The sequence below is a fragment of the Myxococcus sp. CA051A genome (assembly GCF_013336705.1).
GTDB lineage: Bacteria > Myxococcota > Myxococcia > Myxococcales > Myxococcaceae > Myxococcus > Myxococcus llanfairpwllgwyngyllgogerychwyrndrobwllllantysiliogogogochensis.
Window position 1 is genome coordinate 276,045 of sequence record NZ_JABUMS010000005.1, and the last position, 18,131, is coordinate 294,175.

The 18,131-nt window shown below is 71.6% G+C and carries 2 protein-coding genes (1 of these 2 only partly in view); both read right to left on the reverse strand.

Annotated features, from left to right (window positions below):
• Entirely contained in the window at positions 1-12,279 is a 12,279-nt protein-coding gene (locus HUA74_RS17445) for a non-ribosomal peptide synthetase/type I polyketide synthase (RefSeq protein ID WP_174455399.1), read from the reverse strand.
• Positions 12,272-18,131: the 3' end of a non-ribosomal peptide synthase/polyketide synthase gene (locus tag HUA74_RS17450; RefSeq protein ID WP_174455400.1), read on the reverse strand. The gene runs 12,146 nt beyond the window's last position; only the last 5,860 of its 18,006 coding nucleotides appear in the window; its start codon lies off the right edge, out of view; its stop codon occupies positions 12,272-12,274. Before HUA74_RS17450 ends, HUA74_RS17445 begins: the two co-directional genes overlap by 8 nt.

The following is an 18,131-nucleotide window of genomic DNA, read 5'->3' on the forward strand; positions in this document are numbered from 1 at the left end:
TCACGCCGTCTCGTGCCTTCCATGGGCGAGGCCCAGGGCGTGCGTGCGTCGCGGAAGCTCGGACAGGCGCTGGTCGGGGGCCGCGACGACGAACTCGAGCAGGGCCTGGAAGTCGTCCTGCATCGCCTGGATGCTCTCGTGCTCGAACAGGTCGGCCTTGTACTCGAAGGTACCGCCCAATCCTTCCGGTGCCTCCACGACGTTCAGCTTGAGGTCCGTCAGGGACCGGGTGCGATGGAGGGGGAGCGGGGACACCGACAGCCCGGCCACGGAGGTGGCTTGTGCGCGATCCACGCGGGTGAACGAGAAGCCGACCTGCCACGGGGGCGGCATCAGCTTGACCAGTTCGGTATGCGGAAGCCCCTGGTGCTGGAACGCCTCCAGGTACGTCGAGCGAGCCCGCCGGAGGACCTCGAGGAAGCTCGGGTCACCCGACAGGTCCGTCCGCAACACCATGTAACCGGCGAACATCCCCAGGACCTTCTCCAGTTCCATGCGCTGGCGGTTGGCGTGCGAGAAGCCGACCGCGATGTCCTCCTGCCCGGCGCAGCGCGACAGGACCACCTGGAATGCCGCGAGCATCAGCACGAACGGCGTCACGCCCTCCTTGCGGCAGAGCGCCCGGGTTGCCCTGGAGAGCTCGGGTGAGAGCAGGAACGGCTGGAGGCTGCTCACGATGCCCTCGTGCCGCTGGCGCGGGCGCCGGTAGGGAAGCGCCACCTCCAGGACTGGACTGGCGAGCTTCAGGGACCAGTAGGCGCGCAGCTGTTCCAGCGCTCCCCCGCGCAGCCAGTCGTGTTCCCAGCGGGTGACGTCGCGGTACTGCAGCGCGGGCTCGGGGAGCCGCGGCGGCAGCCCTTCACGGATCGCGGCGTAGACCTCCGCCAGCTCGCCCATGAAGAGGGACGTGGAGACGTAGTCGGTGATCGCGTGGTGCTGGTTGAGGAGCAGGACGTGCGTGTCGGCGGTGAGGCGGAACACCCAGGCGCGGAGCAGCGGTCCCTGGGCGACGTCGAACGAGCGGTGCTGCGCCTCGTCGATACGCCGCATGAGCTCCGCCTGGCGCTGTTGCTCCGGCAGGTCGCCGAGCTCGACCACCTGGAGCCGTGCTTCCCCCTGCGAGGCAATCCGCTGCATCGGAGTGCCGTCGATGAAGGGGAAGCTCGTGCGGAGGATCTCGTGGCGCCGGACGAGCAGGTCGAAGCCTTCCCGCAGTGCTTCCGTGTCGAGCGGGCCGTCCAGGCGGAACGCCGCCGGGGAGGAGTTCGCGAGGTCCTCGGGCCCCTTCTCCTCGTCCGACCAGTAGACCTGCTGGCGCGGCGAGAGGGGCAGCACCTCGCACGGTGGCGTGGCAACGACTGGCGGGACGCGCGGCCCGGACGTGCCTCCGAGTGAGTCGATATGCGTGGCGAGCGCCGCCACGGTGGGCTTCGCGAAGAAGTCGGTCAGCGACAGCTCCAGGCCGAAGACTCCGCCCACGCGCGTGGTCACCTGGGTGGCCATGAGCGAGTGTCCGCCCAGCTCGAAGAAGTCATCGTCGACGCCCACGGGCCCGCACTGGAGGACGTCGGCCCACACCTCGGCGATGAGCTCCTCGGTGGGCGTGCGGGGCGGGGTGCGCTGGCGGATGTCCTCAGTGCCGGGCGCCGCCTCGGGAGCGGGGAGCGCCTTGGCGTCGACCTTTCCGTGGGGCGTCAGCGGCAGGGCCGTGAGGACCACCCACGCGGACGGCACCATGTAGTCGGGGAGCCTCTCGCGCAGGAACGCACGGAGGTCCTCGACGGCGAGCCGCGTGTCCTCCCGGGCGACGAAGTAGGCCACGAGCCGCTTGCCTCCCGCCGCGTCGGCACCGGCCACGACGACGGCCTCGTGCACCCCGGGGGCCTGCCCGAGCACCGCCTCGACCTCCCCCAGCTCGACGCGGAAGCCGCGGACCTTCACCTGGTTGTCGACGCGGCCGGAGAACTCGAACTCGCCCGACGGCAGGGCGCGCACGAGATCTCCCGTCCGGTACAGCCGCTCACCGGGGGTGAGCGCGAAGGGGGACGGGATGAACCGTTCGGCGGTGAGGTCCGGGCGCTCCAGATACCCACGCGCCAGTCCCACGCCACCCACGTACAGCTCGCCGGTGCTCCCCAGGGGAACCGGTTGGAGGTGGGGGTCGAGGACGTAGAGCCGCACGTTCGGGAGCGGACGGCCGATGCTCGGCCGCTCGACCTTCACGTCAGGGCTGATGCTCGCGCACACCGTCACTTCGGTCGGGCCGTAGGCGTTGAGGAATCGCCGGCCCGGCTTCCACCGCGCGGCGAGCTCCGGCGTGCACGCATCGCCCGCGGAGATCACCACCCGCAGCGTGTCCAGCGCTCGCGGCTCCAACTGCGCGAGCACCGGCGGCGTGAGCGTCACGGTGGTGATGGCCTCCCGCTGAATCAGATCGCGCAGGGGCGCACCGGGCATCAGCTCGTCACGGAGAGGCAGATGGAGGCAGCCGCCGCCCAGCAGGGTGGCGAAGACCTCGGAGACAGACGCGTCGAAGCCGAGCGCGGCGGCCTGGAGCACCCGACTCCCGGGCGCGATGTCGAAGGCCGCCACCTGGGCCAGCGCGGTGTTGCACAGGCCCCGATGAGCGAGCAGGACGCCCTTGGGCTGGCCCGTGGAGCCCGAGGTGAAGATGACGTAGGCCAGGTTCTCCTGCGTCACGTCGACCGACGGCGCGCTCGTGGGGTGGCGGGCGATGTCCGTCCAATCCGAGTCCAGGCAGACCGGGAGCTCCGAGCGGAGAGGCAGCTCGTCGAGGACCGCGTCCTGCGTGAGCAGCACCGACACGGCGGACTCCCGCAGCAGCAGGGAGAGCCGCTCCGTGGGGTAGCCAGGATCCAATGGGACGAAGCTGCCCCCCGCCTTCAGCACGCCGAGGAGGGCCACCACCAGCTCCAGCGAACGTTCCAGGCAAACGCCGACGCGCAGCTCGGGCCCGACGCCGAGCCCACGCAGGTGGTGCGCGAGCTGGTTGGCCCGGCGGTCCAGCTCCCCGTACGTGAACGCGTGCCCCTGGAAGGACACCGCCGACGCTTCCGGTGTGCGGCGCGCCTGCTCCTCGAAAAGGTGGTGCGCGCAGCGGTCCTCCGGGAGTTCGGCGTCCGTCGCGTTCCACTCGACGAGCAGCCGGTGGCGCTCCTCGTCGGCGAGGACGGGCAGGGCGGACAGCCGCAGGTCCGGCGCGGTGACCACCGCCTCCAGCACCCGCTGGTAGGCCGCGGCCATGCGAGCGATCGTCGCCTCGTCGAAGAGGTCGGTGCTGAACTCCCACAGCCCGACGAGGCTGCCCTCGAACTCCTCCAGGACGAGCGTGAGGTCGAACTTGGACGACGCGTTCTCGAACGCCACGCCGCTCAGACTCAGGCCCGGGAGCTGGAGCTCCGTGAACGGCTGGTTCTGCAGCGCCAGCTTGACCTGGAACAGCGGCGTATGGCCCAGGCTCCGCTCGGGGTTGACCGCTCGGACGAGCTCCTCGAAGGGCAGGTCCTGGTTCGCGTACGCCTCCAGCGCCGTGTCACGCACGCGCGTCAGGAGCGCGCGGAACGTGGGGTTGCCGTCGAGCTGCCCGCGGATGACGAGCTGGTTCACGAAGAACCCGATGAGCCCCTCCAGGTCGGCATTGTTGCGGCCGGCGACGTCGGTCCCCACGGTGAGGTCTTCCTGCCCCGTGTAGCGCGAGAGCAACGCCTGGAAACCGGCCATGAGGGTCATGAACAGCGTGACCCCCTCCGTCCGGCCCAGCCGCTTCAACGCCTCCACGAGAAGCGGCGGTAGCGTGGCCCGGTAGTGGGCGCCCCGCAGGCTCTGCGCTACCGGACGCGGACGGTCCGTGGGCAGGGCCAGCACCGGCGGCACGCCCGCGAGCCGACGACGCCAGTACGCGAGCTGGGCCTCCAGCACCTCGTCCCGCAGCCAGCTCCGCTGCCAGTGCGCGAAGTCGGCGTACTGCAGCACCGGCTTCGGCAGGGGCGAAGGCTGACCCGCGACGAAGGCGACATAGAGCGCCATGAGGTCCCGGACGAGGATTCCGCGCGACCAGCCGTCCGAGATGATGTGGTGCATCGCGAACACCAGCACGTGCTCCGACTCGGACAGTCGCAGCAGCGAGAGGCGCAGCAGCGGGCCTTGTGCCAGGGCGAAAGACCACCCCGTCTCCTTGGCGACGAGCCGGGCGACCAGGTCTTCGCGCTCGGGCTCGGGGAAGTCCGACAGGTCCACGCGCCCCAGCGGCACCTCGAGCTCGGCGGCGATGCGCTGCACCGGCTCCTCTCCCACGAACTCGAAGGTCGTGCGCAGGCTCTCGTGGCGCCGCACGATCTCCGCGACGCAGCGCTCGAGCACGTCGGCGTCGAACGCCCCACGAACTCGGATGGCCCCCGAGATGTTGTAGGCCGGGTCGCCGGGCCGCAGTCGATCCACCACCCAGAGGCGCTTCTGCGCGAAGGACAACGGCAGCCCTTGCGTGCGAGGTGCGGGCACGAGCGGCGGCCTGCCCCTGGCCGACTGCCTGCTCATCGCGAGTTCGTCGATGCGCGCGGACAGCGCCTCCACGGTGGGGTGTGTGAACAGCTCCCGCAGTGGGACCTCGACTCCCAGGGCCACACGCACGCGCGACACGGCCTGGGTGGCCAGCAGCGAGTGCCCGCCCAGGTCGAAGAAGCTGTCGTGAATCCCCACGCGCTCCACCGACAGGAGCTGGGCCCAGAGTCCGGCGACAATCTCCTGGGTCGGTGTCCGCGGCGTCACGGAAGGAGCCCCGCTGTCGGCCCCACCGCGCCGCCGGGCAGCCGTCGCCGCGGGCATGAGCGCCGCCCGGTCCGCCTTGCCGTTCGGCGTGCGTGGCAGCACATCGAGGAGCACGTACGCAGAGGGGAGCATCGGCTCGGGCAGGCGGGCCGCGAGGAACGTGGTGAGTTCGGTATCGCTCGGAGCCCCGGCGTCGCTGGCGACGATGCAGGCGACCAGCCTCGTGTCACCGTCCTGCTCGGGAACAGCGAGGACCACGGCCGCGCCCACTCCCGGGCAGCGCGTCAGGTTGGATTCAATCTCGCCCAGCTCCACCCGGTTTCCACGCACCTTCACCTGGTCGTCGCGCCTGCCGACGAACTCGAGCGCACCGTCAGCGCGCCAGCGCCCGTAGTCGCCCGTCGCGTAGAGGCGGGCCCCGGGCCGGTTCCCGTCCGGGTGCGGCACGAAGCGCTCGGCGGTGAGGTCGGGCCGCCCGAGGAAGCCATGCGTCACGCCGTTGCCGCCGATGTGGATGTGGCCGACGACCCCGGCGGGCACACGCTCGCCGCGGGCATCGAGCAGGACCACCTCGGCGTTGTCGATGGGCCGCCCCGCGGGCACCACGCCCACGAGGTCCTGGGGCGTGGCGATGTGGAACGTGCTCGTCAGCGTGCACTCGGTGGGGCCGTACTGGTTGACGATTCGCACGTGCGCACCGAACACCGCGCGCGCCCGCTCCACGTCCGTCGCGAGGAGCCGCTCGCCACTGCAGAGGATCAGCCGGACCGTCCCCAGCTCGCGCGGCCGGGTCCCCGCCGCCGCCAGGAGCAGCCGGAGCAGGCTGGGCACCACGCTCGGCAGCAGCGTGACGCGGTAGCGCTCGATGGCCGCGAGCAGTTCCTCGGGATCTCTCCCGCGATCGCCGTCGGCGAAGACGACGGGCGTGCCCATCAACACCGGCGCCAGCATGTCGCGCAGCGAGGCGTCGAAGGAAGCCGAGGCGAGCTGCAGCGCGACGTCACCCGGGCCGGGCTGATAGGTGTGCTCCAGGTAGTCGACGTAGTTCAGGATGCCGGCGTGGTGGCCGATGATGCCCTTGGGCATGCCGGTGGAGCCGGACGTGTAGACCAGGTGCGACACGTCATCGCCCTGGAGGTCGGCCGGACGCGGCGACGCTCCCGGTGAATCGGTGAGCGACTCGACGAGGACCGCGCCTTCCCGCCACGCTTCCGGGAGTTGCTCACGCCGAGGCCCATCCGTGACGACGACCCGGGGGCGCGCGTCGCCCAGCATGTAGGCCACGCGCTCCGCCGGGTAGCCCGGATCGAGCGGCACATACGCGCCGCCGACTTCGAGGACGCCGAGCAACGTGGCGAGCAGCTCGGGGGAGCGGGGGAGGAAGACGGCGACCGGCGTCCCTCGTCGGACCCCGTGCCGTGCCAGCTCGTGGGCCACGACATGGGCGCGGAGGGCGAGGGCGTCATAGCGCACGGTGCGCTCGCCCATGAGCGCGGCGGGCGCCGCCGGCGTGTGGTCCACCCACGCTCGGAAGCGCTCGAGGATGGACCGGGGCGAAGGTCGCTCACGCCGGCCCGACTCCAGGTGCGCGAGTTCACGCTGCTCGTCCGCGGACAGGAGCGATACGGTGTCCAGCCGCTGGTCGGGGTTGGCTGCCGCGGCCTCGAGGAACATGCGCAGGTGGCCGAGCAGGCGCCGCGCGGTGTTCGCGTCGAACAGCGCCGTGGCGTACCGCAGTGTCCCCTGCAACCCGCTGGCGGTCTCCGTGAAGGACAGGCTGAGGTCGAACCTGGCCGGCTCTTCCGGCGCGCCGACAGGGCGCAGCTTGAGACCCCCGGGCAGGGCCAGCTCTGGAACCGGCGCGTTCTGCAGGATGAGCAGGACCTGGAACAGCGGCGAGCGACTGCGGTCGCGCGGCGGCGCCAGGGCTTCCACCAGCTTGTCGAAGGGGATGTCCTGGTGGGCGTAGGCCGCCAGCGTCACCTCGCGCACCCGACCCACGAGTTCGCGGAACGTGGGGTTGCCCGACAGGCGCGTACGCAGGGCGAGCGTGTTGATGAAGAAGCCGACGATGCTCTCGAGCTCGACGCGGTTGCGCCCGGCGATGGGGGTGCCCACGACGATGTCGTCCTGCCCCGAGTGACGGGCCAGGACCGCTTGGAAGCCCGCGAGCAGGACCATGAAGAGCGTGGCGCCCTCGCGCCGGCCCAGCTCCTTCAGCCCGTCGGTGAGCTCACGAGGGAGGTCCAGCGGATGACTCGCCCCGTCGTATGACGGTGTCGCTGGCCGGGGGCGATCCGTCGGCAGCTCCAGCGCCGGCGGGGCTCCCGCGAGCCGCGTTCGCCAGTGCGCGAGCTCCGCTTCGAGCACGTCGCCCTGGAGCCGCTCCCGCTGCCAGCGGGCGAAGTCCGCGTACTGCATGGTGAGCTCGGGCAGGCGGGGCCGCCGCCCGGCCGCGAAGGCCGTGTAGAGCTCCGCCAGCTCACGGATGAGCAGGCCGAGTGACCACGCGTCGAAGATGCTGTGGTGCACCGTGAGGGTGACGACGTGCTCGCGCGCGGCCAGCTTGATGAGTCGGGCGCGCAGGAGCGGTCCCTTCTCCAGGTCGAAGGGCCGGCGTCCCTCTTCCTCCGCGACGCGGCGTGCCTCGTCCGCGCGCGTGTCGTCGGAGCGATCGCGCAGGTCGGTGACGGGTACCTCCAGGTCGAGCCGGCGGGCGATCACCTGGACGACCTGGTCCCCCTCCTCGACGAAGGTGGTCCTGAGCGCCTCGTGGCGAGCCGCCAGTGCATCGAGGCTCCGCCCCAGGGCGCCCACGTCGAGGTCACCGTCACATTGGAGCGCCGTGTGGATGTTGTAGACGGACGTGCCCGGCTCCAGGCGCTCCCAGAACCAGAGGCGCTGCTGGGCGAAGGACAGTGGGGCGCGGGACGGTGTGGCGCCCGCTGTCGTGGGCGCGGGATCTGGGCGCGTCTCGGGCCCGCTCCGGCTTTGGGTGATCGCCTCCGCGAGGCCGGCGACCGTCGGGGTCTCGAACAACGTCCGGATCGGCAGCTCGACCCGGTAGGTCTCTCGCAGGCGCGACAGCAACTGCGTCCCGAGCAGCGAGTGCCCACCGAGATCGAAGAAGCTGTCGTGGCGGCCCACCGGGGTCACGCCGAGGAGCTCCTGCCACATCGCCGCCAGCTCCTGTTCCAATGCGTCGCGAGGGGCCACGTAGCCGGTCGCGAGCTGGGGGCGCGCATGCGACGACACCGCGCTCGCCGCGTCCCCACGCGCCGCCACCGGCTGGACCCAGGTGGCCAACCGCGTGGAGAGGTCTCCGGTCGATACGACCCAGCGCGGAACGTCGCCGCGGAGCACGCTCCGGAACGCGGCGACGCCCTCGGCCATCGTGAGCGCCAGCATCCCCTCGTCGAGCGTCTCCTCGTCGCCCCAGCCATCCCAGTCCACGCTGAGCCAGGGCGTGGACTCGCTCCGGTTCTGGCGGGCAGCGAAGGCGTCCATGAACAGGTTTGCCGCCGCATAGGCCGCGAACCCGATTCCCCCCAGCACCGCCGCCAGGGAGGATTGCAGCAGCACGAAGTCCAGCGCGCGGCCCCGCAGCGCGCGTTCGAGCGCCAGGACTCCGCGCACCTTCGCGTCGAATTGCTCCGCATGCCGCGCGTCACCAGGGTCCAGGACCGGGACGTGGGCCCGCTCACCCAGGCTTCCCGCCGAGTGGATCACCCCGTGGAGGGCTCCGAAGCGCGCCTCGGTTCGCGCGAGGACCTCCGCGACTTCCTCCGGGCGGGAGATGTCCGCGCGGAGCACAAGGACTTCGCCACCGCGCTGCTCGATGACGAGCAGTTGGCGGATGCGCCGCGATGTTTCGTCGTTCGAGCCATGGGAAGCCAGCCACGCCTCCCACGCTTCGCGCGCGGGAAACGCTGACCTGCCCACGAACACCAACCGCGCCTGGAACGACGTCGCGAGTTCCTCGGCCAGCGTCAGTCCGATGCGCCCGAGCCCACCCGTGATGAGGTAGACACCGCGCTCACGCAGCCGGCCCTGTCCCCCCTCTGGCGGGCGCGCGCGCTCGTAGGTCTCTGCCCAGCGGCGTCCACCCCGGTACGCGATGACCGGCTCGGCCGTTTCCACGCGGAGCTCGTCCACCAGCAGGCGCGTGAGCCGCGCTCCACCCACCTCCGTCGGGGCGACGTCGATTGTGCGCACGTGCAGGGCGGGGGACAGCTCCTGCGGCAGGACCTTGCATGCCCCCACGAGGAGCGCGCTCGCCGGACACAGGGACTCCTCTCCCGTGACGTCCTGGGCTCCGGCGGTGACCACGATGAGTTCGACAGCGGCCCCTGCCTTCCGCGTGTGCAGTGCGCTCGCCAGATGCAGCAGATCATGGAACCCGTTCACCGCCCGATCCACCGTGGACGCCTCGTCCAGCGAGGCCACGGCGACGCTCCCCAGGTGGACGACCCGCTCGGGCTTCCATCCATCCGCGTCGAGCTCCGCGAGCAGGCGCGTGTAGCCCTCCGGCTGTCCCTCGGCCACGGTGAAGCGGCGAGGTCCCTGGCGGCCGTAGGCGTCCGTCGTGGCCACCCTCACGACGTCCCCGCCCGTGGCCTCCAGGCGGTCGGCCATCGCGGGACCGAGACGCTCATCGAGCATCACCAGCCAGCGTGTCGCCGCCGTGCCCGAGCCGGGCCGCACCGCGTGCTTCCAGCCCGGGACGTAGAACCAGTCGGCCAGCGAGCCCTGCTTGCGCACGAGCCCCGGTCCTGTCACCGCCCGCGCCTGGGTGAGCCCGGCACCGGCGCGCGGTTCAATCCAGTAGCGCTCGCGCTGGAACGGGTAGGTGGGCAGGGGCAGCCGGCGACGGTGCTCCACGGGCTGGAGCCCGTTCAAGTCGAGCGCGGCCCCGGCGAGCCACAGCTGTCCCACCGTCTCCAACACGCGCGTCCGGTCAGAGACCGACTCGCGCGGGTGCCGCAGGGTGGACAGGATGGTGCTCGGCCCTGACGACCGTGCCGCCTGCCTCACCAGCGCGCCGAGCGTCGTGCCAGGACCGACCTCCAGGAACACGTTCGCCGTGTCCTCGAGCAGCAGCTTCGCTCCGTCGGCGAAGCGCACGGCCTGGCGCAGGTGCTCCACCCAGTAGCCCGGGTCCGTGGCCTCCTTCTCGGTGATCCAGGCGCCGGTCAGGTTGGAGACGTAGGGACGGCGAGGCCGCGACAGCCGCACACCACGGACCTTCGCGGCGAAGGCCTCCAGGATGGGGTCCATCATCGCCGAGTGGAAGGCGTGCGACGTGTGCAGCCGGCGGAACTCGACCTTCCGCCGGGTGAGCACCGCCTCCAACGCCTCCACCATCTCCGTGGGGCCCGAGGCCACGCAGAGCGCGGGCCCGTTGACCGCGGCGAGCGACAGCGCGGGGCCGAGCAGGGGCCGCAGCTCGACCTCGGGGAGTGCGACCGAGAGCATCGCGCCCGAGGGGAGCGACTGCATGAGCTGGCCGCGCGCCGTCACCAGCGCGAGCGCGTCGTCGAGCGTCATCACTCCCGCGATGCACGCGGCGACGTACTCGCCAATGCTGTGACCGAGCATCGCCTGCGGCGTCACGCCCAGCGACATCCACAGCTTCGCCAGGGCGTACTCGATGACGAAGAGCGCGGGCTGGGTCACCGCCGTCTGGGTGAGCCGCGCCTCCGCGGCCGAGGGGTCCACGTCGGACGGTGGGAACAGCACCTCGCGCAGGTCGAAGCCGAGCAGGGACTTCAGGCGGGTGCAGCAGTCATCCACATGCTTGCGAAAGACGGGCTCCGACGCGTGTAACTCCTGCCCCATGCCCACGTACTGCGCACCCTGGCCGGGGAACAGGAAGACGATAGGGCTCGTGGAGTCCTCCTGGAGGGTGGTCCGCAGGCGCTGGGGGTCTCTCGCCTCCAGCGCGGCGCGAGCATCCTCCGCGTCACGGCAGACCAGGACACGGCGGTGCGAGAACCGCTGGCGCCCCACCTGCAGCGTGTGCGCCACCTGGGCGAACTCGGCCTCCGGGTGCTGCGACAGCCAGGTCTGGAGGTTCGAGGTGGCGGCCTCCAGCGCGGGCGCGGTGCGCGCCGACAGCGTGAGCAACTGCCATGGGCGACTGGAGGACGTCGAGGAAGGCCTCGCGGGCGCCTCCTCCAGGATGACGTGCGCGTTCGTCCCGCCAATGCCGAACGAACTCACTCCGGCCCGGCGCGGCGTGCCGTCGCTCTCCCACGGCCGCAGCGTGTCGTTGACGAAGAACGGGCCGCTCGCCAGGTCGAGCTTCGGGTTGGGCTGCTCGAAGTGGAGGCAGGGCGGCAGCTCCCGGTGCTGGAGGGCGAGGACCGTCTTGATGAGCCCCGCGACGCCAGCTGCGGCATCGAGGTGCCCGATGTTGGTCTTGACCGAGCCGAGCGCACAGCGCGCCCGCGCACCCTGCGAGAGCCGGGCGCGGAACGCCTTGGTGAGCGCGGTGACCTCGATGGGGTCACCCAGGGGCGTGGCCGTCCCGTGGGCCTCCACGTACGTCACGCTCTCCGAGGGGACGCCCGCGATGCCCAGGGCCTCGGAGACGACCGCGGTCTGCCCCTCGATGCTCGGGGCGGTGTAGCCCAGCCGTGCCTCGCCGTCGTTGTTGACCGCCGAACCACGGATGACCGCGAGGATGGGGTTACCGTCCGCGAGAGCGTCCGCGAGGCGCTTGAGGACCACGACTCCCGCCCCCGAGCCGCGCACCGTGCCGGCGGCCTTCGCGTCGAAGGTCCTGCAGTGCGCGTCCGGTGAGACGACGCCGCCTTCCTGGTAGGCGTAACCGGTCCGCTGGGGCAGGGCGATGGACACGCCACCCGCCAGCGCGAGGTCCGACTCTCCCGTCAGCAGGCTCTGACACGCGAGGTGGATCGCCACGAGCGAGGACGAGCAGGCCGTCTGCACCGCGATGCTCGCGCCGCGCAGCCCCAGCTTGTGGGAGATGCGTGGCGGGAGGAAGTCCTTGTCGTTGCTGATGGTGACCTGGAAGGTCCCCATTCCCTGGAGGACGTCCGGGCGGGAGAGCAGGTTGCTGTAGAGGTACGAAGACGCGCCCGCGCCGCCGAAGACGGAGATCTGCCCTCGGTATGCCCGGCTCGCGTACCCGGCGCGCTCGAGCGCCTCCCAGCAGCACTCCAGAAAGACGCGGTGCTGCGGATCGAGCACCTCCGCGTCGCGCGGGCTGAAGTCGAAGAACCCCGCGTCGAAGCGGTCCACGTCGTCGAGCACGAAGCCCGCGCGGACGTAACCGGGCTGGTGGATGCGGGCCGGGTCGGCGCCGTCGGCCAACAGCTCCTCGTCGGTGAAGACCGTGCGTGCCTCGACGCCACGGCGCAGGTTGTCCCAGAACTGCTCGAGCGTCGCGGCCTGGGGGAAGCGGCCGGACATGGCGATGATCGCCACGCCCTCCGGAGACGGCTCGGACCGCTCCATGTCGTCACTCATGGGAATCCTCCGGATTGCCATCCGAGTCGGCCTGGGTGGGGCCGGCGCGTCCTCGCCTCCGGGCCTGCTGCCGATCGAGCAGGGCCCTTCGGGAATCGAAGCGCTCCTCTTCGGCGGCGGTGTCCACGGGCGTGGCCGCGGCCTCGGCGACACGGCGCAGGTGCGCGGCGAGCGCGCTCACGCTCTGGTGCTGGAAGAGTTCGACGAGCGGGAACTCCACGCCCAGCGCGCTCTGGAGCTTGCCGTGGATCTGCACGAGCGAGAGCGAGTTGCCGCCCAGGTCGAAGAACCCGTCGTGCAGGCCCACCCGAGGCACGTTGAGGACCTCCTGCCAGATTCCCGCCACGGTGCGCTCGACGTCGCTCCGCGGCGCTTCGTATGTGGCCGCCGAGCCCAGGTGCCGAGCGTCGGGCGGCGGCAGCGCCTTGCGGTCGAGCTTGCCGCTCGATGACAGGGGCAGGGCGTCCAGCACCACGAACGTGGCGGGGACCATGTATTGCGGCAGCCGCTCGGTGAGATAGCCGCGCAGCCCCGGCACCTCGAGGCCCGGCCCGTCGCCGGTGACGTACGCAACCAGTCGGCGGGTGCCGCCTTCATCCCGCGCCACGACAGCGGCATCCCTCACCGCCGGGTGCTCGCGCAGGACAGCCTCCAGCTCTCCGAGTTCGATGCGGAAGCCGCGCAGCTTCACCTGTCCGTCGGCGCGCCCGACGTATTCGAACTCGCCGTCCGCGCACCATCGGACGATGTCGCCCGTGCGATACAGGCGCGCGCCCGGCACCGTGCCGAAGGGGTCCGGCACGAAGCGCTCCGCCGTCAGGTCCGGCCGGCCCGTGTAGCCGCGCGCCACGCCCGGTCCGCCGACGTACAACTCGCCGGCCACGCCGACCGGGGTGGGGACGAGGCGCGCATCCAGCACGTACACCCGCACGTTGGGGAAGGGCCGGCCGAGGGTGGGACGCTCGGGGTCCACCGCGCCGTTGATGGACGCGCAGATGGTCACCTCGGTGGGACCGTAGGCGTTGAGCAGCCGCCTGCCACGGCTCCACCGGCGGGCCACGTCCGGCGTGCAGGCCTCACCCGCGGATATCACCGTCTCCAACGCGGGCAACCCCTCCGGCTCGAGCTGCGCCAGCACCGACGGCGTCAGGGTGACCGCGGTGATGGCGTTGTCCGTCAGCACGGCCCGCAGCGGGGGCCCCGGCAGCAGCGCCTCGCGCGGCGCCAGGCACAGCGTGGCTCCCGCCAGCAGCGTGGCGAAGATCTCGCACACCGACGCATCGAAGCTCGTCGCCGCGAACTGGAGGACGCGACTGCCCGGATGGAAGCCATGCTCCTTCACCGCCGCGAGCGCCGTGTTGCTCAGGCCGCGGTGCGTGAGCAGCGTCCCCTTGGGCCGCCCCGTCGAGCCCGACGTGTAGATGACGTACGCCAGGTTGTCGGCGTCGACGGCGACGTCCGGTGGCGTCTCCGGTGCGCCTTCGCCCACGCCCGGCTCGAGCACGTGCACCGTCACGCCCGGCGCGGCCACGCCGTCCGCCAGATGCCGTTGCACCAGCAGCACCCGGACGCCGCTGTCGGCGAGCATGAACGCCAGACGCTCACGCGGGTATCCCGGGTCGAGCGGCACGTACGCGCCACCCGCCTTGAGCACCGCGAGGATGCCCACCACCAGCTCGACCGAGCGATCCACGCACAGCCCCACCCGCACCTCGGGACCCACGCCCAGCGCCCTCAACCGGTGCGCCAACTGGTTGGCCCTCCGCTCCAGCTCGCGATAGGTCACCCGTTGGTCCTGGAACGTCACCGCGAGCGCATCCGGCGTTCGTGCCGACTGGGCCGCGACCAGCTCGTGCGCGCACCCCGACGGAAGCACCGCCTCCGTGGCGTTCCAGTCCACCAGCACCTGGCGGCGCTCCACGTCGGACAGCAGGGGCACTCGGGAGGGCTGGCGGTCGACGTCCTCCAGCACCGCCTGGAGCAGGCCGACGAGGTGTACCTCCATCCGGCGGATGGTCGCCCCGTCGAACAGCCGCGTGTTGTACTCGATGGCCCCGGTCAGCGCGCCGTCCTCCTCCATGAGCGTCAGGATGAGCTCGAAGCGCGCGGTGGGCAGGTCCGGCTCGAGCGGCGTCACCTTCAGCTCCGGCAATGCCAGCGCCGGCACCGCCGTGTTCTGCAGCGCGAACATGACCTGGAACAGGGGCGAGCGGCTGAGGTCGCGCTCGGGCTGGAGCGCCTCGACGACCTTCTCGAAGGGCACGTCCTGGTGGGCATACGCCCCCAGCGTTCCGTTCCGCACGCGGCCGAGCAGCTCGCGGAAGCTCGGGTCGCCCGCGAGGCTGGTGCGCAGCACCAGCGTGTTGACGAAGAAGCCGACGAGCTGCTCGGTCTCCTCGCGGGTACGTCCCGCGATGGGTGAGCCCACGCAGATGTCGTCCTGCCCGGAGTAGCGGCTCAGCAGTGACTGGAATGCCGCGAGGAGCGTCATGAAGGGCGTGACACCCTCCTGGCGGCTCACCGCCTTCACGCGTGCGGACAGCTCGGGCGACCAGCGGACGCGGTGGCTCGCGCCGCTGTAGGTCTGAACCGGGGGCCGCGCGCGGTCCGTGGGCAGGTCCAGCGCACGGGGCGCCCCGCCGAGCTGGTCCTTCCAGTAGCCGAGCTGCGCCGTCAGCACTTCGCCTTCCAGCCACTGGCGCTGCCAGAGCGCGTAGTCCACGTACTGGATTGGCAGCGGTGCCAGGGGCGATGGGCGCTCCTGCCGGAAGGACTCGTAGAGGGCGGCCATCTCCCGCACGAAGACGCCCACCGACCAGCCGTCCGAGATGATGTGGTGCATCGTCATCATCAGGACGTGCGTGTCCTCGGAGAGTTCGAGCAGCACGGCTCGGATGAGCGGCCCGCGCGCCAGGTCGAACGGCCGGCGCACCTCCGCCGCGCACCTGCGCAGGGCGGCCTCCTCGCGCTCCTCGGGCGTGCCTTCCATCCGTATCCGCTCGAGGACCGACGGGAACTCCGAGGCTACGACCTGGTAGGGCAGCCCCTCATCCATGCCGAACGTCGTGCGCAGGCTGTCGTGGCGGCGCACCACTTCCGCGAGGCCGTGCTCCAGGGCCTCCACGTCGAGGTGCCCGCTCAGCCGCATGGCATGGGAGAGGTTGTAGAGCGCGCTGCCGGGCTCCAGCCGGTCGAGGAACCACAGGCGCTGCTGCGCGAAGGACAGGGGCAGCCGCTCCCCCCGCGGCATTCGCGTGAGCGGAGGTACCGGTGGCCCGCCTTCCTTGCGCGCCAGGGCTTCCACGCGCTCGGCCAGGTGCTCGGGAGTCGCGGACTCGAAGAGCACCCGGAGCGGCAGCTCGACACCGAAGGCCGCCCGCAGCCGCGACACGAGCTGCGTGGCGAGCAGGGAGTGTCCACCCAGGTCGAAGAAGCCGTCCTTGATGCCGACCCGCTCCACGCCAAGCACCCGCGAGAAGAGGCCGGTGAGGATCTCCTCGGTGGGAGTCCGCGGGGGCACGTAGCCCTCCGTGCTCCCGGCGAACAGCGCGTCGGGAGCGGGCAGGGCCTTGCGCACGACCTTGCCGTTGGAATCGAGCGGCATCGCCTCCAGTCGGATGAACGCCGCGGGCACCATGTATTCCGGCAGCCGTTCGAGCAGCCAGCGGCGCAGCTCCGCGGCCTCCGGCAGCTCCTGGCGGCCCACGACGTAGCCCACCAGCCGGCGGTCCTCCGCCACCTCGTGCACGGTGACCACGGCCTCCTTGATGGCCGGGTGCGCTCCGAGCGCTGCTTCGATTTCTCCCAGCTCGATGCGGAACCCACGGAGCTTTACCTGGCCGTCCAGCCGGCCCAGGAACTCCAGCCGCCCATCGGCGCGCATGCGCGTCCGGTCGCCCGAGCGGTACATGCGCGCGCCCGGAGGGCCGTGTGGATCCGGGAGGAACCGCTCGGCCGTCAGGTCCGGCCGGCCCAGGTATCCCCGCGCGAGGCCACCGCCCGCGATGAACAGCTCGCCGGGTGTGCCGACCGGTACCGGCCGCAGGTGCGCGTCGAGGACGTAAACTCGGGCCCCCGAGATGGCGCGGCCAATCGTGGGGAGCCCCTGCTCGACACTGGCCGGCGCCACGAAATCGCAGGTCGCGAGCACGGTCACTTCGGTGGGGCCGTACACGTTCAGGAGTTGGTACGGCGTCTCGGCGGTGGGCCGCCGCCGGAGCTGTTCGCCACCGACGATGATAACGCGCACTCGGTGGTGCGCCGGGAGCGGCTCGGCCAGGACCAGCTCCCCGAGCGCCGTGGTGAAGAAGGCCGTGGTGATGGCCGTGTCCGCCATCCAGCGCGCGAGCGCGGCGGGCGCGGCGCGCACCTCGTCCGGGACGATGACCAGCGTCGCTCCGGCCGCGAGCTTGGGCCAGAGCTCCAGCATCGATGCATCGAACGCGGGGGATGCCAGCACGGCCCCGCGGTCACCCGGGCCCGTGGGGAGGTCGCGCTGATGCCACGCGGTCAGGTGGGCCAGCGCGGCGTGGTCGGTGGTGATTCCCTTGGGGACGCCCGTCGTGCCCGACGTGAAGATGACGTAGGCGGACTGGGACGGGAGTGGCTCCGGCCTTTCGGTAGTGCCTTCGTCCTCGCCCCTGTCCGCGTCGGGCGGACGGACGTTGGCGAACACCACCTGGAGCCCCGGGGGCAGGCGCGCCGCCAGCGAGGGCGAGGTCACGACGACCGCCGCGTGAGCCTCGGCAAGGATGACGCGCAGACGGGCGTCCGGCATGGTCGGGTCGAGCGGCATGAACGCGCTGCCCGCCTTGAGGATCGCCAATTGCGCGATCACCATCTCGGCCGAGCGCTCCAGCAACACCGCGATGGGACGCTCCCCACGGGTGTCCATGCGCGCGAGCCCGCGAGCCAGGCGCGAGGCCTCGCGGACGAGCTCGCCGTAGGTGAAGACGCGCTCCCCGTCGATGACCGCTGGCGCCTCGGGTGCGCGTGAGGCCTGTCCGGCGATGAGGGAGAGCACGCTCGGGTGCACCGGAGCTGGCTGTGGCTCGAGGGACGGAAGCCCGCTCGTGTGCGTGAGCGCCAGCCGCGACAGACGCGCCCGCGGCTCGGACACGACACCCTGGAGCAGGACGCGCAGCTGGTCCTCCATCCGGGCAATCGTCTCCGCGTCGAACAGGTCCGTGTCGTACTCAATGAAGCCGTCGAAGCCGTCAGGCCCTTCGCGCAGCGACAGGGCCAGGTCGAACTTGGCCGCCTGGCTCTCGGTGGGCAGCGCCCTGAGGACGAGCCCCGGGAGGGTCAGCTCGGCCGTCGGCGCGTTCTGGAGGGCGAACACCACCTGGAAGAGGGGCGGGTGGCTCAGGCTGCGCTCGGGGTGCAGTTGCTCCACGAGCTTGTCCAGGGGGACGTCCTGGTGTGTGTAGGCCGCCAGCGTCACCTCGCGGACCCGGCCGAGCAGCTCCAGGAACGACGGGTCTCCCGCCACACTCGTGCGCAGGACGAGCGTGTTCACGAAGAAGCCGATGAGGCCCTCGACCTCCGTACGCGTCCGGCCCGCGACGGGCGTTCCCACGCAGAGGTCGTCCTGGCCGGAGGTGCGCGCCAGCAGCGTCTGGAACGCCGCCAGCAAGACCATGAAGGGCGTGGCCCCCTCCTTCTGGCCGAGCGCCTTGATGGCCTCGGACAGCTCCCTGGGCAGGGCCACGGCGTGGGTGGCTCCACGGTAGGCGCGGACGGGGGGACGGGGGCGATCGGTGGGGAGCTCCAGCAGCGGGGGGGCGCCGGCGAGCGTCATCCGCCAGAAGTCGATCTCTGCTTCGAGCTCCGGTCCATCCATCCACCGTCGC

What these genes read in the sequence shown, in the direction of transcription:
- HUA74_RS17445 (WP_174455399.1), bottom strand. Translation starts at nt 12,279, where the DNA reads ATGAGTGACGACATGGAGCGGTCCGAGCCGTCTCCGGAGGGCGTGGCG.